This window comes from Streptomyces sp. NPDC093546, from assembly GCF_044765045.1.
Lineage (GTDB): Bacteria > Actinomycetota > Actinomycetes > Streptomycetales > Streptomycetaceae > Streptomyces.
Genome location: NZ_JBIWJG010000003.1, coordinates 239,980 through 265,682, shown reverse-complemented (window position 1 = coordinate 265,682; position 25,703 = coordinate 239,980). Strand labels below are relative to the sequence as shown.

Annotated in this window: 24 protein-coding genes; 11 read left to right on the top strand and 13 right to left on the bottom strand. The window is 73.4% G+C overall.

Annotated features, from left to right (window positions below):
* Positions 1 to 109 precede the first annotated feature (109 nt).
* A complete protein-coding gene (locus ACIRNI_RS07690; RefSeq protein ID WP_403549249.1) occupies positions 110 to 640 on the top strand; it encodes a hypothetical protein in 531 nt (176 codons plus the stop codon).
* Here the strand turns inward: ACIRNI_RS07690 and ACIRNI_RS07685 are convergent.
* Together ACIRNI_RS07685 and ACIRNI_RS07680 are read right to left on the bottom strand one after the other, a co-directional pair.
* Positions 637 to 3,096, bottom strand: coding sequence for a PQQ-binding-like beta-propeller repeat protein (locus ACIRNI_RS07685; protein ID WP_403549247.1), 2,460 nt, complete (start codon positions 3,094 to 3,096; stop codon positions 637 to 639). The genes ACIRNI_RS07690 and ACIRNI_RS07685 overlap by 4 nt on opposite strands.
* A 154-nt stretch (positions 3,097 to 3,250) precedes the next feature.
* Positions 3,251 to 4,033, bottom strand: a complete 783-nt coding sequence (locus ACIRNI_RS07680) for a VOC family protein (RefSeq protein WP_403549245.1) — start codon at positions 4,031 to 4,033, stop codon at positions 3,251 to 3,253.
* A 329-nt stretch (positions 4,034 to 4,362) separates the two neighbouring features.
* Here ACIRNI_RS07680 and ACIRNI_RS07675 point away from each other — a divergent pair, with 329 nt between their 5' ends.
* The 3 genes from ACIRNI_RS07675 (at position 4,363) to ACIRNI_RS07665 (ending at position 6,511) form a co-directional block, all read left to right on the top strand.
* Positions 4,363 to 5,010, top strand: a complete 648-nt coding sequence (locus ACIRNI_RS07675) for a TetR family transcriptional regulator (RefSeq protein WP_355355286.1) — start codon at positions 4,363 to 4,365, stop codon at positions 5,008 to 5,010.
* A gap of 87 nt (positions 5,011 to 5,097) precedes the next feature.
* Complete coding sequence (locus tag ACIRNI_RS07670) at positions 5,098 to 5,769, top strand: pyridoxal 5'-phosphate synthase (protein ID WP_403549243.1); 672 nt, start codon at positions 5,098 to 5,100, stop codon at positions 5,767 to 5,769.
* Between the two features lie 79 nt (positions 5,770 to 5,848).
* Complete coding sequence (locus ACIRNI_RS07665; RefSeq protein WP_403549242.1) at positions 5,849 to 6,511, top strand: GPP34 family phosphoprotein; 663 nt, start codon at positions 5,849 to 5,851, stop codon at positions 6,509 to 6,511.
* 31 nt (positions 6,512 to 6,542) lie between these two features.
* Here ACIRNI_RS07665 and ACIRNI_RS07660 read toward each other — a convergent pair whose 3' ends face one another.
* The 3 genes from ACIRNI_RS07660 to ACIRNI_RS07650 form a co-directional block, all read right to left on the bottom strand.
* On the bottom strand, positions 6,543 to 7,313 hold the full coding sequence (locus ACIRNI_RS07660; RefSeq protein WP_403549240.1) for a class I SAM-dependent methyltransferase: 771 nt from the start codon (positions 7,311 to 7,313) through the stop codon (positions 6,543 to 6,545).
* An 81-nt stretch (positions 7,314 to 7,394) separates the two neighbouring features.
* A complete protein-coding gene (locus tag ACIRNI_RS07655; RefSeq protein WP_403549238.1) occupies positions 7,395 to 8,756 on the bottom strand; it encodes a hypothetical protein in 1,362 nt (453 codons plus the stop codon).
* 149 nt (positions 8,757 to 8,905) lie between these two features.
* Positions 8,906 to 10,216, bottom strand: coding sequence for an MFS transporter (locus ACIRNI_RS07650; protein WP_403549236.1), 1,311 nt, complete (start codon positions 10,214 to 10,216; stop codon positions 8,906 to 8,908).
* Between the two features lie 71 nt (positions 10,217 to 10,287).
* Between ACIRNI_RS07650 and ACIRNI_RS07645 the strand changes: the two genes are divergently transcribed.
* Positions 10,288 to 11,277, top strand: a complete 990-nt coding sequence (locus tag ACIRNI_RS07645; protein ID WP_403549235.1) for a GlxA family transcriptional regulator — start codon at positions 10,288 to 10,290, stop codon at positions 11,275 to 11,277.
* Between the two features lie 162 nt (positions 11,278 to 11,439).
* Here ACIRNI_RS07645 and ACIRNI_RS07640 read toward each other — a convergent pair whose 3' ends face one another.
* The 3 genes from ACIRNI_RS07640 to ACIRNI_RS07630 form a co-directional block, all read right to left on the bottom strand.
* Complete coding sequence (locus ACIRNI_RS07640; RefSeq protein WP_403549233.1) at positions 11,440 to 11,940, bottom strand: ATP-binding protein; 501 nt, start codon at positions 11,938 to 11,940, stop codon at positions 11,440 to 11,442.
* Positions 11,941 to 12,293: 353 nt separating this feature from the next.
* Positions 12,294 to 12,812 carry an EF-hand domain-containing protein gene (locus ACIRNI_RS07635; RefSeq protein ID WP_403549231.1) on the bottom strand — a complete coding sequence of 173 codons (519 nt, stop codon included), beginning with the start codon at positions 12,810 to 12,812 and terminating at the stop codon, positions 12,294 to 12,296.
* A 67-nt stretch (positions 12,813 to 12,879) separates the two neighbouring features.
* Positions 12,880 to 13,257, bottom strand: coding sequence for an STAS domain-containing protein (locus ACIRNI_RS07630; RefSeq protein WP_403549230.1), 378 nt, complete (start codon positions 13,255 to 13,257; stop codon positions 12,880 to 12,882).
* Positions 13,258 to 13,433: 176 nt separating this feature from the next.
* Between ACIRNI_RS07630 and ACIRNI_RS07625 the strand changes: the two genes are divergently transcribed.
* Together ACIRNI_RS07625 and ACIRNI_RS07620 are read left to right on the top strand one after the other, a co-directional pair.
* Positions 13,434 to 13,997 (top strand): sigma-70 family RNA polymerase sigma factor, encoded by a 564-nt coding sequence (locus ACIRNI_RS07625; RefSeq protein WP_355355316.1) that lies wholly within the window; start codon positions 13,434 to 13,436, stop codon positions 13,995 to 13,997.
* Complete coding sequence (locus ACIRNI_RS07620; protein WP_403549228.1) at positions 13,994 to 15,319, top strand: maleylpyruvate isomerase N-terminal domain-containing protein; 1,326 nt, start codon at positions 13,994 to 13,996, stop codon at positions 15,317 to 15,319. The genes ACIRNI_RS07625 and ACIRNI_RS07620 overlap by 4 nt, the downstream gene beginning before the upstream one ends.
* A gap of 17 nt (positions 15,320 to 15,336) precedes the next feature.
* Here the strand turns inward: ACIRNI_RS07620 and purU are convergent, their stop codons facing one another.
* Positions 15,337 to 16,188, bottom strand: coding sequence for a formyltetrahydrofolate deformylase (gene purU / locus ACIRNI_RS07615; protein ID WP_356646999.1), 852 nt, complete (start codon positions 16,186 to 16,188; stop codon positions 15,337 to 15,339).
* A 97-nt stretch (positions 16,189 to 16,285) separates the two neighbouring features.
* A complete protein-coding gene (locus ACIRNI_RS07610) occupies positions 16,286 to 16,732 on the bottom strand; it encodes a hypothetical protein (RefSeq protein WP_403549871.1) in 447 nt (148 codons plus the stop codon).
* A gap of 168 nt (positions 16,733 to 16,900) precedes the next feature.
* Here ACIRNI_RS07610 and ACIRNI_RS07605 point away from each other — a divergent pair, with 168 nt between their 5' ends.
* Positions 16,901 to 18,193: an ABC transporter substrate-binding protein gene (locus ACIRNI_RS07605; protein WP_403549226.1), complete on the top strand. Its 1,293-nt coding sequence runs from the start codon at positions 16,901 to 16,903 to the stop codon at positions 18,191 to 18,193.
* A gap of 19 nt (positions 18,194 to 18,212) precedes the next feature.
* On the opposite strand, the gene ACIRNI_RS07600 is transcribed toward ACIRNI_RS07605, so the two are convergent.
* The gene (locus ACIRNI_RS07600; protein WP_403549224.1) at positions 18,213 to 19,547 is read right to left on the bottom strand and encodes a hypothetical protein; all 1,335 of its coding nucleotides are present in this window, start codon (positions 19,545 to 19,547) and stop codon (positions 18,213 to 18,215) included.
* Between the two features lie 158 nt (positions 19,548 to 19,705).
* On the bottom strand, positions 19,706 to 21,088 hold the full coding sequence (locus ACIRNI_RS07595; protein ID WP_403549223.1) for a transcriptional regulator: 1,383 nt from the start codon (positions 21,086 to 21,088) through the stop codon (positions 19,706 to 19,708).
* A gap of 350 nt (positions 21,089 to 21,438) precedes the next feature.
* Between ACIRNI_RS07595 and ACIRNI_RS07590 the strand changes: the two genes are divergently transcribed.
* The 3 genes from ACIRNI_RS07590 (at position 21,439) to ACIRNI_RS07580 (ending at position 24,601) form a co-directional block, all read left to right on the top strand.
* Entirely contained in the window at positions 21,439 to 22,116 is a 678-nt protein-coding gene (locus ACIRNI_RS07590) for a bifunctional DNA primase/polymerase (RefSeq protein WP_403549221.1), read from the top strand.
* Between the two features lie 107 nt (positions 22,117 to 22,223).
* Complete coding sequence (locus ACIRNI_RS07585) at positions 22,224 to 23,015, top strand: ABC transporter ATP-binding protein (RefSeq protein WP_403549219.1); 792 nt, start codon at positions 22,224 to 22,226, stop codon at positions 23,013 to 23,015.
* Positions 23,012 to 24,601: a transporter gene (locus tag ACIRNI_RS07580; RefSeq protein WP_403549217.1), complete on the top strand. Its 1,590-nt coding sequence runs from the start codon at positions 23,012 to 23,014 to the stop codon at positions 24,599 to 24,601. The genes ACIRNI_RS07585 and ACIRNI_RS07580 overlap by 4 nt, the downstream gene beginning before the upstream one ends.
* On the opposite strand, the gene ACIRNI_RS07575 is transcribed toward ACIRNI_RS07580, so the two are convergent.
* Complete coding sequence (locus ACIRNI_RS07575) at positions 24,598 to 25,464, bottom strand: alpha/beta fold hydrolase (RefSeq protein ID WP_403549215.1); 867 nt, start codon at positions 25,462 to 25,464, stop codon at positions 24,598 to 24,600. The two genes, ACIRNI_RS07580 and ACIRNI_RS07575, sit on opposite strands and share 4 nt — an antisense overlap.
* Positions 25,465 to 25,703 lie beyond the last annotated feature (239 nt).

Below are 25,703 nucleotides of genomic sequence, written 5' to 3'. Positions count from 1 at the left end.
ACACGGAAGGGCCGGACCTACGGGTCCGGCCCTTCCGTCGTCCTGTGGCGGCGATCCCCGGCCCGGCGTAGCGTCGGGGACGAGAGCCGGACCGCAAGGGAGGCCGACGATGATGCGTAACGTCATCGGCAGTGCGCTCGCTCTCGTCGGAGCGGCGGCCGCCGTCTGGAGCCCCTTCCGTGCCTGGTACGACGGCCGTCTCGGACGTGACTACCGCGTCGCCGACCTCTTCACCGGCATCACCGGTACCCGGTCGGACCTGTGGATGTCGATCCTGCTGCCGCTCGCCGTCGGCGCGCTGGTCGCGCTCGTCGGAATCGTGGCGCGCTCGCGGGCGCTGGTCGGGCTGGCCGGGTTGGTCGTGCTGGGCTTCACCGTGCTGTGGATGGTGCGGCAGGCGCAGGTCGCGGACGGGCTGGCCTTCGACGACCCGGGCAGCGCGGGAGTGGGCTGGGGCGTGGTCATCGCTCTGGCAGGCGGGGCGCTGCTGCTGCTCGGCGCCGCGGTGATGCGCGGCCGCCCGCGCCGCCGCAAGCACCGTGAGCCGTACGTCGAGGGCCCGCCCCGGGACGACGCGCCCCGGGACGACGGGTACGTCGGGCCCGGCCCCGAGGGGCCGGGACCTCCGCACCGGGGCTAAGGGGCGCTGCGTCCCGTCGCCGTGCCCTTCACCGCGTCCAGCGCGTACACGCAGCGGTCCTTGCTGCACGCGTAGACGACGCCGCCGCGCGCGACCAGCGAGCCGGTGATCTCACCGCCCGTCGTGAGCTTCCAGCGCAGCTGGCCGCCGCTCGCGTCCAGGGTGTACAGGACGTGGTCCGCCGAGCCGAAGTGGAGGCGGCCGTCGGCGACGACCGGGCTGCCGATGACGCTGCCGCCCGCCGCGAAGCGCCACTTCGGGGTCCCGGTGACCGCGTCGAGCGTGTACACGGCGCTGCCGCTGCCGACGTGGATGTTGCCGTCCGCGACGAGGACGGGCTCGGTCGACGGGCGGGACTCGGTGGCGATGCGCCAGCGGTCCTTGCCGGTCGTGGCGTCGAGCGCGTACACCGTGCCGAGGTAGTCGGCGAGGTACACGCCGCCGCCCGTGACCGCCGGGCCGGGCGCGAAGGCGGGCGGCGAGAGGAAGACCGCCGGGGCCTCGAAGTGCCAGCGCACGTGGCCGGACATGATGTCGACGCTGAGCACCCGGGTGCCGGCGGCGACGTAGACGTACCCGTCCTCCGCCGGGGTGACGCGCACCGGCACGCCGCCGCAGGAGGCGGCGTCGCCGATCGGGTACGACCAGCGCTCGGTGCCCGTGCGGGCGTCGAGGGCGCGCAGGCGGGCGTCCTGCCAGACGTAGACGGTGTCGCCGTGGAGGACGGGGCCGCCCTCGGGCGTCTCGAAGTCGGTCTGCGCGCCGGTGATCTCCCACAGTTTGGTGCCGTTGGAGGCCTCCCAGCCCTGGACGCCGCCGCCGCGGGTGGCGGTGACGACCGTGCCGCGGTCGACCTTGAGCGCGTACACCCAGGCGTCGGTCATCAGGCGCCACCGCTCGCTGCCGTCGAGGGCGTCGAGCGCGTACAGGGACGGCCCGTCGGAGGCGTGGATACGGCCCGAGGCCACGGCCATGGACCAGGCCACGTCCCGCGTCTTGAACTGGCGGCGGCCGCTGGCCACGTCCAGGGCGTGCACCTCGAAGGAGGTGACGTAGAGCAGGTCGCCGTCGACGACGGGCGTGCCCCACACGTCGTTCGACATGCGGAAACGCCAGGGGCGCCAGTGGCCGGGCCCGGCGTTCTCGGGCGCGGGCGGCGCGGCCTGCGCGGGTGGGGCCGACGGGAGCGGCGGGCCGCTGGGCGGGGCGGGCTCGGCGCCGTTCGGCAGGCCTGCGGGCGGGCGGACCCAGCCGGTGGTCGCGGGTCCGGCGGATCCCGCCGCGGCGAGCGCGGTGCGCGTGTCGGAGACCCGGGGGCCGGGGCCGATGGGGACCCGGGCACCTGGGAGCCGCACGCCCGCCCGGTCCGGCACGGGCGCGGGTGCCGGCGGTGCCATCTGGCCCGTACGGGGATCGACGGCGCCGCCGCTGCGGCCGTCGGCGGCGTCGGCGCGCCAGGCCGCGTCCCAGTCCCGGCCGGGCGCGGGGGCCTGGGCGGGGGCCTGCGCGGGCGGTGCCGACGGGGCCGGGGGCGCGGGAGCGGGAGGCGGCGGGGTGGTCGGGCGGCCGCCCCGGCGGGCCTCGATCATCGCGGTCGCCCGGGCCGGCAGCCACGCCGACGCCGTACCGCTGTCGTCGCTGCCGGAGCCGAAGAGGTGCGGCGCCAGCTGGGCCTGGAGGTCCGCGGGCGTGGGCCGCAGCGCGGCCTCCGTCTGCATGCAGGACTCGATCAGCGGGCGCAGCTCGTCCGGCAGCCCCTCCAGGTCCGGGCCCTCGCGCAGCAGCATGAAGACCGTCTCGACCGGGTTCGCCCCGTGGTACGGCGCGTGCCCGGTCGCCGCGAAGACCAGCGTGGAGCCGAGCGAGAAGACGTCGCTCGCGCCCGTCACGCTGCGCGAGTCCTTCGCCTGCTCGGGTGACATGTAGGCGGGCGTGCCCACGGCGACGTTGGTCATCGTCAGCCGGGTGTTGGAGACGCCGGACGCGATGCCGAAGTCGATGACGCGCGGCCCGTCCTCCACGACAAGCACGTTGGACGGCTTGAGGTCGCGGTGGACGAGTCCGGCGCCGTGGATGGACTGGAGGGCCTCGGCGATACCGGCCGCCAGCCAGCGCACGGCCGGGGCGGGCAGGGGGCCGCACTCGTTCACTATCTCTTCGAGGGAGGGAGCGGGGACGTACGCCGTGGCCAGCCACGGCACCGCCGCCCTCGGGTCGGCGTCCACCACGGCCGCCGTGTAGAAGCCGGACACCGCCCGCGCGGCCTCCACCTCCCGCGTGAAGCGGACGCGGAACAGCTGGTCCTCGGCGAGCTCGGTCCGTACGGTCTTGATCGCCACGCGCCGCCCCGACGCCGACCGCGCCAGATAGACCAGGCCCATGCCGCCGGCACCGAGCCGGCCGAGCACCTCGAAGGGACCGATCCGCCTCGGGTCGTGCTGCGTGAGCTGCTCCACTTGCCTGCCACCTCCCCGTAGGGGCCATCAAGGTACGGCCCCGTCGCCCCTGATTCTTCCTGTCCGAGGCGGTGGTTGCGAACCCGGGGGCGGATCGGGGTGTCTCACCTCGATCCGGACACAGCGGTGAGGTGAGTGGAGGCTTGCAGGGCCGTTACGCCGCCTTGGGTTCGGCGAGCACGGCGAAGACCGCTCCCTGGTTGTCGGCGAGGACCGCGATCCTGCCGTACGGGGTGTCGAACGGCTGCTCTGTGACGCGGCCGCCGAGCCGCTGCGCGGCCGCGGCCGTGTCGTCGCAGTCCTCGACGGCGAAGTAGACGAGGAAGTGGGCGGGCATCTCGGCCGGGAAGGCGTCGGTGATCACGCTGCGCCCGCCGATGGCGTTCTCGTCGCTCGCCTGCGTACCGGCGGGCGACCAGACGCGGAAGTCGATCGAGGCGTCGTCGAGGTCGCGCACCTGGAAGCCGAAGACGGTCTCGTAGAAGGAGTCGACGGGGTCCTTCTGGCGGGTGTAGACCTCGGTCCAGCAGAAGGAGTTCGGCTCGCCCTGCCTCTCGAAGCCGTTGTGTTCCCCGGCCTCCCACAGGCCGAAGACGGCGCCGCCGGGGTCGACGGCGAGCGCCATGGTGCCGTACGCGCCGACGGGCACGGGGTTCGTCACCATCCGGCCGCCCGCCTCCAGGATGCGGCGGCTGGTGGCCGCGGCGTCGGGGGTGGCGAAGTAGACGCCCCAGACGGTGGGCATCCGGCCGTCCCGCTTGGGCGCGAGGCCCGCCACGCGCTGACCGTCACTGTAGGCGTTGGTGTAGTCACCGTGAGCCTCGTCGCCGCCGTCGAACGTCCAGCCGAAGAGATCGCCGTAGAAGCGCTTGCCCGCTGCGAGGTCGGGGAGCATCACGTCCACCCAGCACGGCGTGCCCTCTGTGAATGCGGCCATGGAGCTGATCCCTTTCCTCGTCGGGCCCCAGAGTCAAGTTAACGGCGCGCCGCCGGTACCGCTCGCTTGTCCACGGAAGTTTTCCACAGCCTGTTGATAATCTTACTTGGCTGGAAACTGCCCTTCGGCGGACCTGGAGGGGCCTGAGCGCACCGCAGGCGCACCCTGAGCCGTCCCTGCCGGAGAATCCCTGTACACAGGCCCATATGGGCCCTCCGTAACCGCCCGTAGGCACCTGCGGCACCTGCGTCACGGGGCCCCGGAGAGGCCCGCACCCCATTTGCAGTCGGCCGAATAGCGCCCTGATCCCCCCTCGGTAAGCTGACGGCATGACAGGACAAGTACGCACCGTCGACGGCCGTGTGGCCGGCCGACGCGGCCAGGCGACGCGGCAGAAGCTGCTCGACTGCCTCAGCGAGATGCTCCGCTCCTCGCCGTACCGGGACGTCAAAGTCATCGACGTGGCCCGGAAGGCGGGCACGTCCCCCGCGACCTTCTATCAGTACTTCCCCGACGTCGAGGGCGCCGTCCTCGAGATCGCGGAGGAGATGACGAAGGAGGGCGGGGCCCTCTCCGACCTCGCCTCCGGCCGCACCTGGGTCGGCAAGGCGGGATGGCAGTCGTCGGAGGAACTGGTCGAGGGGTTCCTCGACTTCTGGCGCAAGAACGACGCGCTGCTGCGGGTGGTGGACCTCGGCGCCGCGGAGGGCGACAAGCGGTTCTACAAGCTCCGCATGAAGATCCTCGGCTCGGTCACCAGCTCCCTCACCGACGCGGTCAAGGAGCTCCAGTCCAAGGGCCGGGTCGACAAGGACGTCAACCCCGCGGCGATCGCCGGAGCCCTGGTCGCCATGCTGGCGGCGGTCGCCTCGCACCAGAAGGCGTTCCAGACCTGGGGCGTCAAGCAGAACGAACTCAAGCCGAACCTGGCGCTGTTGGTGCACCTGGGCGTCACCGGCAAGAAGCCCACCAAGTAGCCCACGCTTTCCCCCACCGGGGTCCCACGCGCCGCCTGCCGCCGCCTGCCGCCTGTCCTGTCGCGCGCGGGCGCCGATGATGTCCCCATGACAGAGCGCTTCCACGAAACCCTCCGCTCCCTGCGCGTATGGGACACGGACCTGCCCGACTTCGACCCGGACAGCGCGCCCGAGGCGCCGCTGCCGCTGTTCCGCGCGTGGTTCACCGCCGCGGCGGACGCCGGGCAGACCGAGCCGCACACGATGGCGCTGGCCACCGTCGACGCCGACGGGCGCCCCGACGTACGGACGGTGATGCTGCACGACGCGGACGAGCGCGGCTGGCACTTCGCCTCGCACGCCACCAGCGCCAAGGGCCGCCAGCTCGCCGCCGCCCCGCACGCCGCCGTCACCTTCTACTGGCCGGTCCAGGGCCGCCAGGTCCGGGTCCGCGGCCGCGTGACCCCCGCGCCCGCCGAGGAGGCGTACGCCGACCTGCACGCCCGTACGACGGGGGCGCTGGCCGCCGCGCTGGTGGGCCGCCAGAGCGAGGTCCTGGACTCCCTGGCCACCCTGACGGAGGCGAGCGAAGTTGCCTGGGTCCAGGCGGAGGCGGAGCCGGACGCGGACGTGAAGACCTGGACGCTGTACGTGCTGGCCCCCGACGAGGTCGAGTTCTTCCAGGGCGACGCCCGCCGCCGCCACGTACGGCTCCGCTACCGGCGGCGTACGACGGCGCACGAGGCGACCGCGTGGGAGCGGGAACTGCTCTGGCCGTAGGTTGCGTCCCGCGCCGCGCAACCCCACGGCCCTCCCCGACGTCGACACCTATGACCGCACACGACCAAGGGGGATACGCATGGCCGTCACGCTGGGCGAGGAGATCGCGCTGCTGTCACTGGACGACGAGTCGGGTGCCACGAAGGAACGGGCATCCGCCGCCTGGGCGGTCGCGGGCGGCATCCTGCTGGAGCTGACCATGGCGGGGCGCGTCACCGTGACCGGCGAGCGACTGGCCGTGGTCGACACCACGCCGACGGGAGACACGCTGCTCGACGGGCGCCTGCGGCTGCTCGCGGAGTGGACGCGGAGCAACCGCGGGCGCAAGGTCACCGACTGGCTGGCCAAGGACCAGTCGAAGGCCACGCAGGCGACGGTGGAGAGCCTGTGCGAGCGCGGTCTCGTGGTCGAGGAGCGGCACCGGGTGCTCGGACTCTTCCCGGTACGGCGCTATCCGGAGGCCGACGGCTCGGTGGAGCGCGAGCTGCGCGAGCGCCTCGCGTCCGCGGTCCTGGAGGGCGCGCAGCCGGACGAGCGCACCAGCGGCCTCGTCGCCCTGCTCCACGCGGCGCGCCTGCACCACCTGGCCTTCCCCGAGCTGCCGCGCAAGCAGGTCGAGGCCCGCATGGCGGAGATCGCCGAGGGCCAGTGGGCGGGCGACGGCGTCCGCGAGGCCATCCGGAACATGCAGGCGGCGCTGGTGGCCATCACCGTGGTCACCGCCGCCACCGCCGCCCTCTGACGTCAGGCCGTCGCCGCCCCCGCGACGAACGTCAGGCGGCCGGCTTGCGCGCCTCGATCAGGGAGCGGGACGAGTGTGCGACGAACGGCCCCTCCGCCTCGATGCGTTCGTGCAGCTCGCGCAGCTTGTCGCGGTACGCCTCGACGGTGAAGCCGGGCACCATCCAGATGACCTTGCGCAGGAAGTAGACGACGGCGCCGATGTCGTGGAACTCGGTGCGCAGCCGCTCGCTGCGCAGGTCCACAATCTCCAGGCCGGCGGCGCGGGCATCCGCGCTCTCGTCGTCGGGGTGGCGGCCCCGGCGGACCTCCTCGGGCTGGGGGCCCAGGAAGAACTCGACCAGTTCGAAGACGCTCGCGGGCCCGACGTGCTGGGCGACGTACGAGCCGCCGGGCCGCAGCACCCGCGCGATCTCCGTCCACCACACGGTCGCCGGGTGGCGGCTCGTGACCAGGTCGAACGCCTCGTCCGCGAACGGCAGCGGCGGCTCGTCCGGGTCGGCGACGACGACCACGCCCCGCGGGTGGAGGAGCCGGGTCGCCTTGACGAGGTTGGGCGGCCACGACTCGGTGGCGGCCATCGTGGGCGGGAACCTCACCGCCCCGGCGAGGACCTCGCCGCCGCCGGTCTGGATGTCCAGCGCGGCGGACACACCGGGGTCGGCGAGCCGCTCGCTCATCACCCGTTGGTACCCCCAGGAGGGGCGCTGCTCGGTGGCCCGGCCGTCCAGCCAGGAGAAGTCCCAGCCCTCCACCGATACGGCGTCGGCCTCGGCCACCAGGTCGTCGAAAGTGTGTGACATGCACACCATTCTTCGACCCGGCGGCCGAGGCCGCGAACTGTTATTCGCGGTCGGCTACCGCGATGGGCTATCGCCGTCGGATCAGCCGTTCAGCACCAGCTTCGACGTGTCGTTCCGGTGGTTCGGGTCGAAGGGCAGGGGCTGGGTGCCGTACGGGGGCTTCAGGGCCACCGCGCCCGCGGAGCCCGCGATGACGGTGTCGATCCGCAGCTCGAAGGGGAACGTCACGGTCTGGTTCTCGGCCACCCACATGGGCAGGTCGCACACATAGCGCGGGGCGCCGGCGGGACCGCCCTCGTACCAGCTGCCGTCGAGGGTGCGGGGCTGGCAGTTCTCCGGTACGGACGTGACGGTGGCACCCTGGGGCACGGTGAGGTCGACCAGGCCGACCGGGTCACCGGAGCCGAGGTTCGCGATCCACGCCGGGCCGCGGTTGCGGAAGGTCAGCGCCGCCTTGACGGTCTCGCCCGCCGCGCCGCTCACCTTGGCGCCGCGCACGGCGAAGTCGGCGGTGTTGACGGCCTGGACCCCGACGACCGCGCCGTTGTCCTCGGGCGCCAGGTCCTCGGCGCCGCCGCGTGCCGAGACGTTCAGGTCGACCCGCTCGTTGAGGGCGTACGGGGCCACGGTGGCGCGCAGCGGCTGCGGCAGCGTGAAGGTCGCGCCGGGCGCGAGGACGTCGTCGAACGCGCAGTCCACCCGGGTGACGGGCTTGACGGTGCCGCCCTCGCCGACCGGGGTGCTGGTGCACCGGGGGTCGACCGTGCCGAGGTCGAGGCCGCGCGTCACGTAGAAGGTGGCCTGGAGGCCGTTGGCGGGCTGGTTGCCGTTGTTGACGACGGAGAACGGCACGGGCACGGTGCTGCCCGGCTGGACGCCCTCGACCGGAGCGGGCCGCTCCACGACGAGGTCGGGCCCGGCGCCCACCTTGACGGTGGTCTCGTACCCCTCGGGCGCCGTGAGCTGTCCGCCCTCCATCGTGGTGGCGGCGGTGGCGCTGTAGGTGATGCGGCCACTGGCCCCGGCGGCCGCGTCGGCGGCGGCCCGGATCTGGAGGGGCACCGAGGTGATGCCGGTCAGCGGCACCTCCGGCACGCTGCACACGGCGGTGGTGCCGGAGGGCGCGCAGTTCTCGGGCCATACGACGTCGGCGACCCCGGCCAGGCCGGAGACGTCGACGGTGAGGCGGCCGTCGGTCACCTGGAAGCCGCTGTGGTCGTGGTAGAGCCCGAGTCCGAGGGTGCGGGTCGCGGGCTCCTGGCCGGGGCCGGCCGCCGTGGGCACCACGGCCTCGTACGGTGCCACGATCCACAACTGGTCGCTGTCGGCGAGCGCCGGCGTGGCCATCCCCACCGTGACCAGCCCGGCCGCGGCCACGCACGCGGCGCCGAGGCGCACGGTGCGGCCGCGGACTCGCCCGGCGGAAGGCGTCGGCGTTGTCATGTGACTCCCTGCGGTGTTCGGCGGATCCGCTCGCCGGATCCGCTCCTGCTGCGATCCGTCGAGTGGATCACCGCAGTACTGGACCACCGAGACCGCCGAACAGTTGTACGCATCGGCCTGAGTTCCGAGTTGACGTCCCGTCACGGGCCTCACGCGACGGCGAGGGCCTTCCGGCGCCGGATCACCAGCGACATGAGGGCCGCCGCCGCGCACAGGGCGCCCGAGGCGTACCAGACCACGTTGTACGAGCCGAAGGCGTCGCGGGCCGCGCCGCCCGCGAAGGCGACCACGGCCGCGCCGACCTGGTGGGAGGCGAGCACCCAGCCGAAGACGATGGCGCTGTCGTCGCCGTAGTGCTCGCGGCACAGGGCGATCGTCGGCGGCACGGTGGCCACCCAGTCCAGGCCGTAGAAGACGATGAAGAACACCATCGGCGGGTGGACGGACGGCGCCAGCAGCATCGGCAGGAACAGCAGCGAGACCCCGCGCAGCGCGTAGTACACCGCCAGCAGCCGCCGCGCCTCGAAGCGGTCGGTGAACCATCCGGAGGCGATGGTGCCGACGACGTCGAAGACGCCGATCACCGCGAGCAGCGAGGCGGCGGCCGTGATGGGCATGCCGTGGTCGTGCGCGGCCGGGATGAAGTGCGTCTTCATCAGGCCGTTCGTCGAGGCGCCGCAGATCGCGAAGGTGCCGGCGAGCAGCCAGAACGGGCCGGTGCGGGCGGCCGAGAAGAGGACCGTGACCGCGCGGCGCGCCGCCCCCGGCACGGGCGCGGGCTTGGCCACGAACTCCGGTGACCCGTACGGCGCGAGGCCCACGTCCGCCGGGTGGTCGCGCAGCAGCAGCCAGACGAAGGGGACGACGGCGAGCGCGGACAGCGCGACCGTGATCGAGGCCGGGCGCCACCCCTCGTTCTTCACCAGCCAGGACAGCAGCGGCAGGAAGACCAGCTGCCCGGAGGCACCGGCCGCCGTGAGGACGCCGGTGACCAGGCCGCGCCGGGCCACGAACCACCGGTTGGTCACGGTCGCGGCGAAGGCGAGCGCCATGGAGCCGCTGCCGAGGCCGACGAGGACGCCCCAGAACAGCACGAGTTGCCATGCCGCCGTCATCCACACCGTGAGCAGCGAGCCGGCCGCGATGACGCTCAGCGCGACGGCCACGACGCGGCGGATGCCGAACCGGTCCATCAGCGCGGCCGCGAACGGCGCCGTCAGGCCGTACAGCGCGAGGTTGACCGAGACGGCGAAGCCGATCGTGCCGCGCGACCAGTCGAACTCCCGGTGCAGCGGATCGATCAGCAGGCCGGGCAGCGACATGAAGGCGGCCGCGCCGATGATCGTCACGAAGGTGACGGCAGCGACGAACCACGCGCGGTGGAAGCGGGTCGGGCGGGGGCGGGGGCGGGCGGCAGGGGCCTCGGCCCGGCCAACACGATCGGGAGTTGTCTGGGTCACGTCACCCACTGTGCCGGGCGGCCCCACGACCGGCCACTGGCCCGAATGACAGCTTTCGCTATGATCGGGCCATGGCCTCTCCGCAGCGGCACCGCGTCGTCGTCCTCGCCCTCGACGGCCTCCTCCCCTTCGAACTGGGCATTCCCCACCGCATCTTCGGCCTCGCCCGCACCCCCGAGGGCCGCCGCCTGTACGAGACACTCACGTGCGGAGTCACCCGGGACCCGGTCCGTACCGACGCCGACTTCGCCATCTCCGTCGAGCACGGCCCGGAGGTGCTCGCCACCGCCGACACGGTCGTCATCCCCGCCTCGTACGAACTGGGCCCGGTCTACGAGGAGGGCAGACTCACCGGTGAACTGGCCGCGGCGCTCGCCCACATCCGGCCCGGCACCCGCCTCGTCGCCATCTGCACCGGCGGGTACGTGCTCGCCGCCGCCGGGCTCCTCGACGGGCGGCCGGCCACCACCCACTGGGCGTCCGCCGACCACTTCCAGGAACTCTTCCCCGCCGTCCGGGTCGACGCGGACGTGCTCTTCATCGACGACGGTGACGTCCTGACCTCCGCCGGGGTCGCCGCCGGTATCGACCTGTGCCTGCACATCGTGCGCCGCGACCACGGCTCGGCCGTCGCCAACGACGTCGCGCGCCGCACCGTCGTACCGCCGCACCGCGACGGCGGCCAGGCGCAGTACGTCCAGCGCCCGATCCCCGAGCCCGCTCAGCGCCACACCACGGCCGCCGCCCGCGCGTGGGCGCTGGCCCACCTCCACGAGCCGGTCCAGCTGCGGGACCTCGCCGAGCGGGAGTCGATGAGCGTCCGCACCTTCACGCGCCGCTTCCGCGAGGAGGTCGGCGTCAGCCCGGGCCAGTGGCTCACCCAGCAGCGCGTCGAACGCGCCCGCCACCTGCTGGAGTCGACCGACCTCTCCGTCGACCAGGTGGCCGTGGACGCCGGGTTCGGCACCGCCCAGTCGATGCGCCAGCACCTCCAGGCCGCGCTCGGCGTCCCGCCGACGGTCTACCGGCGTACGTTCCGGACGGGACACGCCACGGTGTGAGGGAGGGGTGGCGGCGCGCTCATGCGCGCCCCGAGCACGGCACGGCGGCCGCCACCGCAGCGATCCGCGTTCGCCGAGGACGTGGACACGGGTGTCGTCACGTCCTCGGCGTCCCCTCGCCGCGTATCGCTGCTCCCAGAGTGATCAGACGGCCACGCGCCGTCAACGGCTATTCGAGGGGTGTGCCGTCAGGGACCTGGGCGTGACGGCGCACGACGGCTCGTACACACCCGGTTCACGCGCCCCGCGGGTCACGACGGGTGCGCCCCGGTCCACTTCGCACCAGATGCGCTTGCCGGCCCCCTCGGCCTGCCAGCCCCAGCGGTCGGCGAGGCCGTCCACCAGCTCCAGCCCCCGCCCGTTGGTGTCGTCGCCGCCCGCGTGGCGCTGCCTCGGCGGGCAGGAGCTGCGGTCGGCGACCTCCACCCGCACCGTCCCGGCCTCGGCGGAGCCGGCTCCGAAGAGCATGCGCAGCACGGCCGGGCAGCCGGTGTGCACGACGGCGTTGGTGACGAGCTCCGAGATGAGCAGCACCAACGTCTCGGCCAGCGGCTCGTCCTCCCCTATGCCGGAACCGGCGAGCCGGGACCGCGCCCATCTCCGGGCGCGCCCCACCTCGGCGGGATCGGGTCCGATCTCCAACTGAACCTGAAGCACCTGCACCGCTCACACCATCCGAACCGGCGGACACATCGCCTCGCGCCTCACAGCGACCACAGCCGAAACAGCCGTCACTGAACGTGATTTCCCTGTGGGACAGCATGGTTGACGTACAGTCACCGCAACAAGCGCTTCGGGCATATTCCCGCGCGAAGGAGTACGGCTGGGGCATACTGTGCGACGCACACGGCGGGTAGTCGAACAGGGGCGCGCATCGGCGCCGGAACGCCCCGGTCTGTGCACCACTCGCATCTCACCGAGCGTACCCGAGCGGGGTGCCGACCCCGGGCTCTGACGGGTGCGGCGAGGACACGACCCGGTATCGGTACGCGGTCACAAGCGGTGACGACCGGCCGTCAGGTCTCCTTCGTGACGAAGTAGCGGGCGAAGGCCATGACCGCCTCCTCCTTGTCGACGCTCCCGCCGCGGTCCACGTCCAGCGACTCGGCCGTCAACGCCGCGGTGTGCGGCTCGACTCCGAGCACCCGCAGGGCGCGCTCCAGCTCGGCGACCTCCGCGCGGCCGTCCCCGTCCCGGTCGGCCACCGTGAGCACGGCGCACACGAAGGGGCGGGCGATCTCGGCGAACCGCTCCGGGTTGTCCCGCAGCCGCTTGACCGCTCCGTGGACGAACTCCGCGCGTGTCACCCGCTGGTCGCCGTCCACGTCGGCGATGCCGGCCAGCCCCTGCCAGAACGCCTCGGCGCCGACCGCCAGCGCCTGGCCCTTCTCGGAGCGGAACGGCGTCTCGAACGCCTCGAGCAGCCGGGAGGCCGCGGTGGTGAAGTCCTCACGGGAGATATACCCGTTGCCGTCCTGGTCGAAGGCGTCGAACCGGTCGGCGATCCGGCGCTGGTACAAGTCCTCTGCGTCCATGCCCGGGAGGGTACGACGCGGACGGGGCGACGTCACGCGCCGAGCCACGTCACGCGAAACGGCGGCGTCACGCGGAGAGCGGCTCGGCCTCGTCGGCGGTGGCCGCGTCGACGTCGGCGTACACGGCGAACAGCCGCCGTACGCCGAGGGCGGCGAGGACCCGGTTGACGTGCGAGCCCTCGACGGCCCCCTGGGCTGGGAGTATCAGGCGCAGCCGGCCGCGGCAGGAGTGCAGCAGGCGGCGCGCGGCGATGAGCACGCCGACGCCGCTGGAGTCGCAGAACAGCACCTCGGACAGGTCCAGGACGACGTCGTGGCGGCCGGCGGCGACCGCGTCGTGGACGCGGCGGCGGATCACGGGCGAGGAGACCAGGTCCAGTTCGCCGCTGATGTGCAGCACGGTCCAGGCGCCGTGCTCGACTTCGTTCACCGTGAGCGTCGTCACGCGCCCCACCTTCCGTCGTCGTCGAACCGGAGCCGTTGCTTCCTTTCGCGGGCTGCTGCCCCACCCGCCCACGCTGAAACCCGGTTCGCACAGTCTGACGCTTTCCCGGGCAAAGGCGGGTGCGTTGTCAGTGTCGCCCACTACATTCGGAAGGAGTCGGACCGGGAGGGCTCCGTATGGCGAAGGACACACCACCGCGCTGGGACCGCAGGATGCAGCAGCGCCTCGCGCGCGGCGAGGCGGCCGCGCTGGGTGAGCTGTACGACCGGTTCGCCTCGCTCGTCCACAACACCGCGCACCGCGTCCTCGCCGACGAGGACGCCGCGGACCAGGTCACGCGCGAGGTCTTCGGGTACGTGTGGGAGAACCCCGACGCGTACGACCCGCGACGCGAGGGCTCCATGCGCTCCTGGATAGCGCGGCTCACGCGCAGCCAGGCCGTGCACCGGCTGCGGCAGGCGGAGGCGGCCGCGTTCACGGAGCGCGGCGAGGGCACGCCGGAGGAGCTGGAGCAGAAGGTGCGGCGCGCGGCCGTGGCCGCCCGTGCGGACTACATCGTGCAGTCGATGCCGACGCCGCTGCGCCAGGCGCTGGAGCTGGCCTACTTCCAGCGCCGGGACTACCGCCAGACGGCCGCCGATCTCGGCGTGACGGAGGACGAGGCCCGGCGCCGGCTGCGCCTCGGCCTGCAGCTGCTCTCCACGGCGAACACCCGGCCGGTGGACGGGCGGGCGCTGTGACGGGGCCTTTGGACGGCGGCAGCCGGGACGACGGGGAGGACGAGGTGCGGGGCGCGCCGCGCATACCGGCTCCGCGCCGGGCCGCCGACAACTACGACCCGCTGCCTCCGCCGCCCACGCCGCCCGCCGCACCGAGATCCGCACCGGAGCCCGCAGGCGCGCCCGCGCCGGAGCCCGGGCCGGGGCCGGCGCCGCCCGCGCTGCCCCACACGATCCTCAAGTCACTGCTGGGCGCGTGGGCCCTGTCGGCCTGCTCCGTCGAGGAGACCGCGGCCGTCGAGGCCCATCTGACCGAGTGCGCGCCGTGCGCGGACGAGGCGCTGCGGCTGCGCGACGCGGTGGCGCTCCTCCACCACGAGCGGGACCTGGACCTCGACCCGCTGCTGCGCTCGCGGGTGCTGGAGAACTGCCTGGGCCGCCGCCCGGCCCGTATCCCGGTGCCCGACTGGGCCGGTCCGTACGACGCGGAGACGGCGCGGCTCGACGCGCTGCTGCGGGACATCGGCGACTCCGACTGGCACGCGCCGGTGCGGCTCAAGTGGTTCGAGCAGGAGCGGCAGGTCGGCCGCCGGACGACGGTGGCCGGGGTCATCGGCCATCTGCTGGCGGTGGACGGCCTCGTCGGATCGGCGCTCGGCCTGGGCGACCCGCTGGTGGAGGAGGTCCCGGGCAAACCGCCGGGCCCGCTCGCGCCGGTCGACCCGTCGGAGCGCACCGAGGCGTACTGGCGCGCCGCGCACCACCCGCCCACGCGGGCGATCCGGGAGCCGTGGCGCGACCAGAGCCACGCGCTGATCCGTACGGTCTCCTTCGCCGGGCGCGGCGTGTCGGAGCTGTCCGTGTCGTACGGCGACTTCGCGCTGCCGATGCGGGACTCGCTGCTCGACCGGGCCTTCGAGTGCTGGGTGCACGCGGTGGACATCGCGGACGCCGTCGACTATCCCTACAAGCCGCCCAGCGGCGCCCATCTGCACGGCATGATCGACCTCGCGGCGCGCCAGCTGCCGGCCGCGCTCGCCTACCGCCGCCGTGCCGGGCTCGCGGCCCCGCCCCGCCACCTGGTCGCGGCCGGCTCCCCGGGCCGGACGCTCCACCTGGAGGTCGAGGGCTCCGGCGGCGGCCACTGGTACATCGCGCTGGACTCCCCGGCGGCGGTGGGCTGCGCCGAGGAGTCGGTCGCGCTGGTGGCGCTGGACGCGGAGGAGTTCTGCCAGCTGGTGGCAGGGCACGTCTCCCCGGAGGAGGCGGCCGTGGGCCAGGACGGCGACCGCGAGGCCATCAAGGACGTCCTCTTCGCGGCAGCCTCCCTGAGCCGGATGTAGCCACCGGGGAGAGGGGCTTACTCGAAGACGACCGTGCGGCGGCCGTTCAGCAGGATGCGGCGTTCGGCGTGCCACTTCACCGCGCGGGCCAGCGCCTGGCACTCGACGTCGCGGCCGATCGCCACCAGCTGCTCCGGAGTGACCTGGTGGCCCACCCGCTCGACCTCCTGCTCGATGATCGGGCCCTCGTCGAGGTCGGCCGTCACGTAGTGGGCCGTCGCGCCGATCAGCTTCACACCGCGCGCGTGCGCCTGGTGGTAGGGCTTGGCGCCCTTGAAGCTCGGGAGGAAGGAGTGGTGGATGTTGATGACGCGACCGCTGAGCTGCTTGCACAGGTCGTCCGACAGCACCTGCATGTAGCGGGCCAGCACCACCAGCTCGACGTTCTCGCCGCGCACCAGCTCCAGCAGCTCCGCCTCCGCCTGCGCCTTGGTGTCCTTCGTGACCGGAATGTGGTGGAAGGGGATGTCGTACGAGGCGACGAGCTCGGCGAAGTCGGTGTGGTTCGAGACCACGGCCACGATGTCGACGGGCAGGGCGCCGATACGGGTGCGGAAGAGGAGGTCGTTCAGGCAGTGCCCGAACTTCGACACCATCAGCACGACCCGCATGCGCTCGTCGGCGCGGTGGATCTGCCAGTCCATGTCGAAGGAGTCCCCGACCGCCGCGAAGCTGGCGCGCAGCTTCTCCACGGTCACCGGGGCCTCGGCCGTGAAGTGGACGCGCATGAAGAAGAGACCCGAGTCCCGGTCTCCGTACTGCTGACTGTCCTCGATGTTGCAGCCGGTGATGAAGAGGTAGCTCGATACGGCGTGCACAATGCCCTGTTTGTCCGGGCAGGAGAGCGTGAGGACGTACTGGTCAGTCATCCTCGCAGGATGCCACATTCCGCCGGCGCCCCCGCCGCCGGTCCGGCACACGGGACACCACTCCCCCGCCGGGCAGCGCCACGCCGCACCCCCGGGGCTACGCCGCGCCCGTCATGATCCGCAGCACGTCGAGCGGGCGCGGCGGCTCGTCCGGGTCGTCCCCGTCGTTCACGGCCAGCCGCACGTGCGCGTCCCGCGCCGCCCGCACCGCCTCCGGCCAGCCGTGGTGCGCCATGTACGTGGAGACCGGGGCGTCCGCCCCGACCTGGTGCATGATCCGCAGCACCCGCAGCACGGCGACGTCCACCAGCGCGGCCTCCGCCGAGTCCCTGAATATGGTGCCGACGTACTTCTCGGCGGACCAGTTGTCCAGCCAGGTGTCCTCCACCAGCCGGTACACGGCGTCGGTGACGTCCCCGTACCCCTCACGGCCGGCCAGCCAGCACTCCTGGTGGAACACCGGGTCGGAAAGCATGTGCAGCGCCGAGCGCACGTTCGTGCGCCAGCGCCACCACGGCATGTCGTTGAGCGGCATGCCGCCCATGGTGGAGGAGCGACGGCCGCGACGGGAAGAGTTCACGGAACTGGACACGTTTCGATCGTACGTTCCCCCGCAGTACGGACAGACCGCACCCCGTAATTCACCTCACCGTCACCCTGCGTCGAAGTGTCCACACTGCCGCGTTACCCATGGGGCGGAATTGTGCGGGCCATGACCGGTAGCGGTAACGGCAGGTACGGCGGCTGGACCACACGACGCTTCCCTACGATCCTCACCCTCAGGGCTGCGACGGCACTCGTCTCGGCCTGTCTCGTCACCGGCTGCGGGGTGATCCCTGGAGCCACGGGGGGCTCCAGGGACCCCGTCACCGTGATGACCTGGGCGCCGGAAGGCACCCGCGCGACCAACATGCCCGGCATGCCCGCCATGGCCCAGGCGTACGCCCGCTGGGTCAACTCCCGCGGCGGCATCGACGGCCACGAGCTCCGCGTCCTGACCTGCAACGAGCGCAACGACCCGGCCGGCGCCGCCGCCTGCGCCCGGCGCGCCGCCGAGGAGGGCGCGGTCGCGGTCGTCGGCTCGTACAGCCAGCAGGGCCGCGCCTTCATGGCGCCGCTGGAGGCCGCCGGCATCCCGTACATCGGCGGGTATGGCGTCTCCGACGACGAGTTCACCAGCTACCTCTCCTACCCGGTGAACGGCGGCCAGCCCGCGCTGCTCGCGGGCAACGGCATGCAGCTCGCCGAGGCGTGCGAGCGCGTCTCGCTCGTCCGGCCCGACTCCGTCACCGGCGACAACCTGCCGCACCTGCTCAACTCCGGCCTCGCCCAGCGCCATCACCGTATGGCCGCCGACATCCCGGCCGCCGAGGACGCCGGCGAGTACGCGGCCGCGGCGCGGCAGTCCCGCAAGCGCGCCGGCGAGGAGGGCGGCTGCGTCACCGCCGCGCTCGGCGAACGCACCGCGAACTTCTTCGACTCCTTCCGCCGCCTGCCCTCCGACGGGCGCGAGGTCAAGGTCTCCTCGGTCCTCGGCAGCGTCGACCAGCCGCTCGTCGACCGCACCGGCGGCGCGAACGGCCCCTTCGAGGGCGCGTACATCACCGGCTGGTACCCGGAGGCCGGCGATCCGGCCTGGGCCCCGATGCGGCAGGTCGTCCGCGAGCACGCCTTCGGCGACAACCGCATCGACCCGGCCGACGCGGGCGTGCAGACCACGTGGATCGCGTACACCGTCCTGCGCCGGGTGATCGAGGCGCTCCGGACGGAGGAGATCACCGCCTCCCAGGTCTCCCACGCCCTCGACCGCGGCGTCGAGGTCGACACCGGCGGCCTCACCCCCAAGCTGCGCTGGCGCTACGAGGACATGCTCGGCACGCCGGGCTTCCCGCGGATAGTGAACCGGGGCGTCACCTTCCAGGTCGTACGCCAAGGGCGCCTGGTCGCGCAGAAGAAGGGCTTCGTCGACACGGGCGCGACCCTGCGCGAGGCACGCTCCCTCTGACGCTCCTTCCGGCGCTCCCTCAGAGCTGGTGGGGCTGGCGCGCGGTCAGGCCGTACGTACCGGCGATCTTGTTCCACAGGCCGGAGGCCTGCCGCTTGGCGGCCGTGGCCTCCCCGCTCGCCGCGTTGGCCCGGGCGGTCTCGGCGGTGTTGCGCGCGCGGCCGTCCTTGCAGCCCTTCTTGTCCTTCACCTGGGTCGCCCAGGTCGCGTAGTGGTCGTCGGCGGACGCGGACGCCTGCCACGCCTTGGTGAGGGCGGCGGTCAGCGCGGCGTGGTCCGGGAGCTTGTCGACCTTGAGCCCCTGGAGCTTGGTCACCAGGCCGCGGCGCTGGTTCGCGGCGCCGCGCAGATCGGAGGCGGCCTGGTCGAGCTTGTCGCACCGCTTGATGTTCTCGACGGAGCGGATCACCGCGTCACGGCTGTCGCTGCTCTCGGCGAGCAGCTTGTCGAGCGCCTCGGCCTGTTCCTTGACCGGGTCGGCGGCGGCCTCCGGGGCGCTGCCGTCGGCGGGCGCGGGGGACGTGGCCGCGGCGACGCTCGTGTGGTCGCCCTTGGCGTCCGCGTCGTCACCACCGCCGCTGAGCAGCGCCCCGGCGCCGAGCCCGACGACCGCGCAGCCGACGACGACTCCGGCGATGAGCATCACCTTCGGCCTCCGCCGCGACGCGGGCGCCGGCTCCTGGTACGCCTCCGTGTACGGCTGCGGGGGCTGGTGCTGCGGGTGCTGCTGGTACGCGGGCTGCTGCGGGTACTGCTGCTGCGGCATGTGCTGCGTGGCGGCCGCGCCCGGCTCGTCGCGGAAGAGGTTGTCGAACTCGGCCGGCGGCTGCCGCTCGTCGGGCGTCCCGGGGCGGATGCCGTACGGCGCGCCGGACGGCTGCGGCGGAACGGGCGGCAGGTACGCCGTCGCCTCGGCGTCGGGCCCGGCGGGCGGCATCGGCCGGGCGACCGGCGGCAGGTACTGCGTGGCGTCCGCGTCGGACGCCCCGCCGGTGGGCATCTCCGGCGGCAGCGGCTGCGCGACCGTGCCGTACTGGGGCTGCGGCTGGTGCTGCTGAGGCGGCAGCGGCTGCTGGTGCTGGTGCTGCGGCGGGTACTGCTGGTACGGCCCCGGCGGGTACGCCCCGGGCTGCTGGGGCCCCGGCTGCTGCGGCTGCGCAGATGCCTCCTGCCCGCCGCCCGGCGGGCCCCAGGGACCGCCCCACGGCTGGCCCCCGGCCGGCCCGGCACCCGCCGGACCCGGGCCCTGGCCCGCGCCCCAGGTCTGGCTGCCCTCGGCGGGCAGCACGACACCTTCGTGCGCGGGCCGCGCCGCCGGAAGGTGCGGCTCCTGACCCTGTCCGCTCTGCGTCACCGGGACTCCTACGTGTGTACCTACGGAATCGTCGGTTCACGCTACCGGGTGACTCCCAGCCCGCGCACACCTGTGTGGCAGCAGTAACAAGAACCCTTCCGCGAACGCTGATAAGCCGGGCCAACGGGGCCGGGCCAACGGGCAACGGCCCCACCGGCCTAGGCGGCCTGGAGCTCCAGCCGCGCGCCGAACTCACGGACCGCCGGCTCGTCCGCGTACGGCTCCAGCCGGTGCTGGAGGTCCTCCAGGTACTCCGCGCCGCGCGACGAGCGCAGCGTGCCGAGCAACTGCGCGGCGCGGGTGCCCGTGTGGCAGGCCTGTTCGACCTCGCGCTGCTGGAGCTGGGCCGTGGCCAGCAGGACCAGTCCAATCGCGCGCCGCCGCGCCCGCGACTCCGGGTGCCCGTCGAGCGCGTCGCCCGCCGCCCGCGCCGCCTCCTCCGGCCGCCCCAGGTCCCGGTAGCAGTGGGCCAGTTCGTCGGCGAGGTACGCGTGGTCGAAGTGCGCGATCCACGCCGGGTCGTCCCCCGCCTCCGGGTCGGCCCGGTCCAGCGCGGCCACCGCCCGGCCCACCACCTCCTGGCAGGCGCGCGCGTCGCCGAGCAGCGCGTGCCCGCGCGCCTCCGCCGCCAGGAACATCGCCTCCGCCCGCGGCGTCACCTGCCCGCGCGCGCCCTCCTGCGCGGCCCGCGCGAGCTGGGCGATCTCCCGCGGGTTGCCGAGCTGGGCCGCCAAGTGGCTCATGGACGCGGCCAGTACGTACCCGCCGTACCCCCGGTCCCCCGCCGCCTGCGCGAGCCGCAGGGCCTGGATGTAGTACCGCTGCGCCAGCCCCGGCTGGCCGGTGTCCACGGCCATGTACCCGGCGAGCTCGGTCAACCGCGCGACGGCTCCGAAGAGTTGGCGGCCGACGGCGTCCCGGTACGAGCCCGCGAGCAGTCCGGACACCACGCTGTTGAGGTAGTGCACGACCACCGGCCGCACGTGCCCGCTGCCGAAGCGGTGGTCCAGCTCCACCAGCGCGTCCGTCATCGCCCGTACGGCGTCGACGTCGGACATCCCGACGCGCGCACCGGTCTGCCGTGCCACGTGGGGGTCGGCGCCCGTGATGAGCCAGTCGCGGCTGGGCTCGACCAGCGCGGAGGCGGCGACCGTCGAACCGGACAGGAAGTCGCGCCGGCCCACGTCGCTGCGCCACAGCTCGCAGACCTGCTCGATGGCGCCGAGCACCGTGGGCGCGAACTGCAGGCCCACGCCGGTGGCGAGGTTCCTGCCGTTGGCCATGCCGATCTCGTCGATCGTGACCGTGCGGCCCAGCTTGCGGCCCAGCGCCTCGGCGATGATGCCGGGGGCCCGCCCGCGCGGCTGCTGCCCGCGCAGCCAGCGCGCCACCGAGGTCTTGTCGTACCGCAGATCGAGTCCGCGCTCCTGCCCGACCATGTTGACGCGGCGGGCGAGCCCGGCGTTGGAACACCCCGCTTCCTGGATGAGAGCCTGCAGCCGTTCGTTCGGCTGACGGGCGACGAGCGGCCTCGCTGCCATGACTACCCCCTGTTGCGCCGGTGATCAGTCCGTTGATCACTGCCCGGCTGATATGCGAAGAATGCAGAAGTTGACGTCGGATCGCTGCCTTGTGCCGAGACAGGCGTCATGCCATGCAATGCCGTTCAATGACGCGCATTGGCATGCAATGACGTGCAATACCTTGCAATGGCAGGAGACTGCCATATTTACGGCCCGGCTCCCACCGACTGTGGCTACCCGCCGCCCGCTCCCGGCCCTCCCGCGCGCCCCCGGCCGTGCCTCCATGCGCCCCGGATGGCGAATCGATGCTCCTCCGGCTCCCCGCCCGCGCCCCGTAACCCCCCGGTTGACCGGTAGTTGAGCTGACCGTGGAAGAGACCATCGGAGTCACGGACGCCGCACGGATCCCCCAGCAGCGAGGCGAGCAGATGCTGGACGCCGCCGTGCGGTACGCGGAAGAGCGGCACTGGGAGGTGTTCCCCGGCACCTGGCTGGAGCCGGTGGACGGTACGGAGCGGTGCTCGTGCGGCGAAACGGCCTGCCCGGCGCCGGGCGCGCACCCGGCCCGGCCGGACTGGGCGACGCAGGCGACGGGCAGCGCCGTCGCGGCCCGCCGCATGTGGGGCAAGCAGCCCCGGGCGTCGATCCTGCTGCCGACGGGGCGCACCTTCGACGCGCTGGACGTGCCGGAGGCGGCGGGCTTCCTGGCGCTCGCGCGGATGGAGCGGATGGACCTCACGCTCGGCCCGGTGACCTGCACGCCGAACCGCCGGATGCAGTTCTTCGTCCTGCCGGGCGGCGCGGCCAAGGCGGCCGATCTGGTGCGGAAGCTGGGCTGGTCCCCCACCTCCATCGACCTCGTCGCGATGAGCGAGGGAAGTTACGTCGCGGCCCCGCCGACCCGGATCGGCGGCCACGGCGCGGTGCAGTGGGCCCGCCGCCCGACGCCCGCCAACCGCTGGCTGCCCGACGCCGAGGAGCTCATCAGCCCGCTGGCGTACGCGTGCGGGCGCGAGGCGGCCGCTGCCCGCTCCCGGAAGGGCTGACCAGCGCGAACTGCCGGTCGCGGCCCCTGCACCGGCCCGGGCGGCGTCCGTAGGCTGGCCCCGTACCAACAGGTACGCGGATACGGGGACTACGGAAGGCAGTGACCATGCCGGACGACGAGACGAGGGGCGCCGCGCCCGCCGTGCGGGTCGAGGGACTGTGGAAGAGGTTCGGCGACCACACCGCCGTGGCGGGGATCGACCTGCTGCTGCCCGCGGGCCGGTTCATAGGGCTCGTGGGGCCGAACGGCGCGGGCAAGACCACGACGCTGTCGATGGTGACGGGGTTGTTGCGGCCCGACCAGGGCCGGGTGGAGGTGGCCGGGCACGACGTGTGGCGCGACCCGGTCGAGGTGAAGGCGCGCATCGGGGTCCTGCCCGAGGGGCTGCGGCTGTTCGAGCGGCTGTCGGGGCGTGAACTCCTCGCGTACACCGGGCGGCTGCGGGGGCTGCCGGGCGACGAGGTGGACAAGCGGGCGGCGCAGCTGCTGGACGTGCTCGACCTGGCGGGCTCCCAGCACAAGCTGGTGGTGGACTACTCGACCGGGATGCGCAAGAAGATCGGGCTGGCGGCGGCCCTGCTGCACAACCCCGAAGTGCTGTTCCTGGACGAGCCGTTCGAGGGCGTCGACCCGGTGTCGGCGCAGACGATCCGGGGGGTGCTGGAGCGGTACACCGCTTCCGGCGCGACGGTGGTCTTCTCCAGCCATGTGATGGAGCTGGTGGAGTCGCTCTGCGACTGGGTCGCGGTGATGGCGGCCGGCCGGATCCGCGCCCAGGGCACGCTGGCCGAGGTACGCGGCGAAGCGCCGTCCCTCCAGGCCGCGTTCCTCGAACTGGTGGGCGCGCGGGGGCGGGACGCGGGCGAGTCGCTCGACTGGCTGGGCGGTGGCCGGTGATCTCGGTCTTCGTACGGCTGAAGCTGTCGCTGCTGCGCAACGGGCTGCGGCAGTCGGCGGGGCGTACGGCCGTGTACGTCACGTCGATGGTGTTCACGCTGGTGTGCGCGGCGGGGCTGTTGCTCGGTCTGGTGCTGCTGCGCGGGCACACGCAGGCGGCCGCGGTGGTGGTGTTGCTGACGGCGGTGCTGGCGCTGGGCTGGGCGGTGGCACCGCTGTTCTTCCCGGGCGGTGACGAGACGCTCGATCCGACGCGGCTGGTGATGCTGCCGCTGCGGCCGGGGCCACTGGTGCGGGCGTTGCTCGTGTCGTCGCTGGTGGGCATCGGGCCGCTGTTCACGCTGTGCATGGCGGTGGGCGCGGGGTTCGCGTTGGCGCGCGGGGCGGCCGCCGTGGTGGTGGCGGTGGTGGCCGTACCGCTGGTGCTGCTGGTGTGCGTGGCGCTGGCGCGGGCGGTCGCGGCGGCGAACATCCGGCTGCTGACCTCGCGTCGGGGACGGGACCTGGCGGTGCTGAGCGGTCTGCTGATCGCGGTGGGCGCCCAGGTCGTCAACTTCGGGGTGCAGCGACTCACCCGGTCGGGCGGGCTGGCGGAGCTGGAGCCGCTCGCGGAGGTGATGCGGTGGATCCCGCCGGCGTCGGCGCTCGGTGCGGTGGAGTCGGCGGGCGAGGGCGCATACGGGGAGGCGGCGGCCGGGCTGCTGCTGGCCGTGGTGGCGCTGGCCGGCCTGTTGTACGGGTGGCGGCGCAGCCTGGTGCGGCTGATGACGACGCCGGACGGCTCGACGCTGGCGGCGGCCTCGCGTCCGTCGCGCCGCGAGTCGGCGGCAGCCGGGGGGCTTTCGGGGCGGCTGTGGCCCGAGGGGCGTACGGGCACGGTGATGCAGCGCAGCCTGCGGTATGTGTGGCGGGACCCCAAGACCAAGGCGGCGTGGGTGACCTCGCTGGCGATCGGGCTGATCGTGCCGCTGTTCAACGCGCTGCAGGGCACGGGCTCGGTCTACTTGGCGTGCGTGGCGGCCGGAATGCTCGGCATCCAGATGTACAACCAGTTCGGGCAGGACACCTCCGCCTTCTGGATGGTCGCGATGGCGATCTTCTCGACGCGGGACGCCTACGACGAGCTGCGGGCGCGCGCCGCCGCGCTGCTGCTCATCACCGTGCCGTACGTGGTGCTGGTGACGGCCCTGACGGCGGCGATCCTGGGCGACTGGGCCGGGCTGCCGGAGGCGCTGGGCCTGTCGTTCGCGGTGTTGGGCGCGATGCTGGGCACGGGCGCGGTGGCGTCGGCCCGCTTCCCGTACTCCATCCCGCAGGACAGCGGCTACAAGAACGTGGCGCCGGGGCAGGCGGGGCTGGCGTGGATGTCGCTGCTGGGCGGCATGCTCGCGGCGGCGGTGCTCAGCGCGCCGCTGATCGGGCTGACGGTCGCGCTGCACGTCACCGGCGCCGCGTCATGGCTGTGGCTGGTGCTGCCGCTGGGCGTCGCGTGGGGCGCGCTGCTCACCTGGGCGGGGCTGCGGCTGGCGGCGCCGCGCACGGCGGAGCGCCTGCCGGAGATCCTGGCGGCGGTCAGCAAGGGCTAGGGGGTGTCGCCGAGCTCCGTGAGGAAGGGCTCCAGCACGACGCGCCAGGCGTCCGGGCGGTCGTAGTGGACGAGGTGTCCGGCGTCGGGCACCTCGGCGTACCGGCCCTGGGGCAGGACGCGGACCATCTCCTGGGCCTCCGCGCGGCCCAGTTCGCCGTCGAGGCCGCGGACGACGAGGGTGGGGCAGTGGACTTGGGCGAGCGCGTCCCAGTGGGCGTCGTGGACCCAGGTCTCACGGGAGGTGAGCATCTGGCGCCGGGAGAAGAGCGGATACCAGCCGTCCTCCCGCTCGGCCATCACCTCGGCGAAGAACGCGCCGCGCGCGGGGCTGGGCCGTTCCAGCCGGGGGTCGTCCTCGCCGAACCACTTGCGTACGTCGGCGAGGGTGGCGAAGGGGACGGGCCAGGAGCGGAACCACTGCTCCCACTCGCGCTGGGAGGCGGCGCCGAGCGCGGAGGCGCGCATGTCGCAGATGACGAGGGCCCGGACCAGGTCGGGCCGCTCGGCGGCGAGCTGCCAGGCCGTCAGGGCGCCCATGGAGTGGCCGATGAGGATGGCGGGGGCGAGGCCCAGCTGCTCGATCGCGGCGGCGGCGTCGGCGACGTACGCCTCGCGCGTGAAGGGGCCGTCGGCGGGCTTGTCGCTGTGGCCGTGGCCGCGCTGGTCGAGCGCGACGGCGCGGTGCCGCTCGGCGAGCCAGCGGGCGGTGCCGGCCCAGTGGGAGGCACGGCCCATCAGGCCGTGGAGGAGCAGGACGCCGGGGACCGCTTCACCCGCCGCCTGGTCCTTGGGCGGGTCGGCGAACTCCCAGGCGGCGAGGCGTAAGCCGTCGGCCGCGGTCAGGTCGATGCGTCGCACCATGCGTCCTGGCACCCCCTTCTCTCTCGTCCGTCTCGCTGTCTCGTACTGGCGCCCACAGTATCGAACTCGCATTCGAAAATCGGGTTCTGGGGCATAACACCGCTCGTTCGAGTGACGCCGCTCAAGGATTGACGGGCGTGACCGAGGGGAGATCTTCATCGGGAGGCGGACCGCTCGGGGAAAACCGGTCCGAGGGGGATGACCCTGAGAGCTCGGGGCTCCGGGTCAGCACAGGGGAG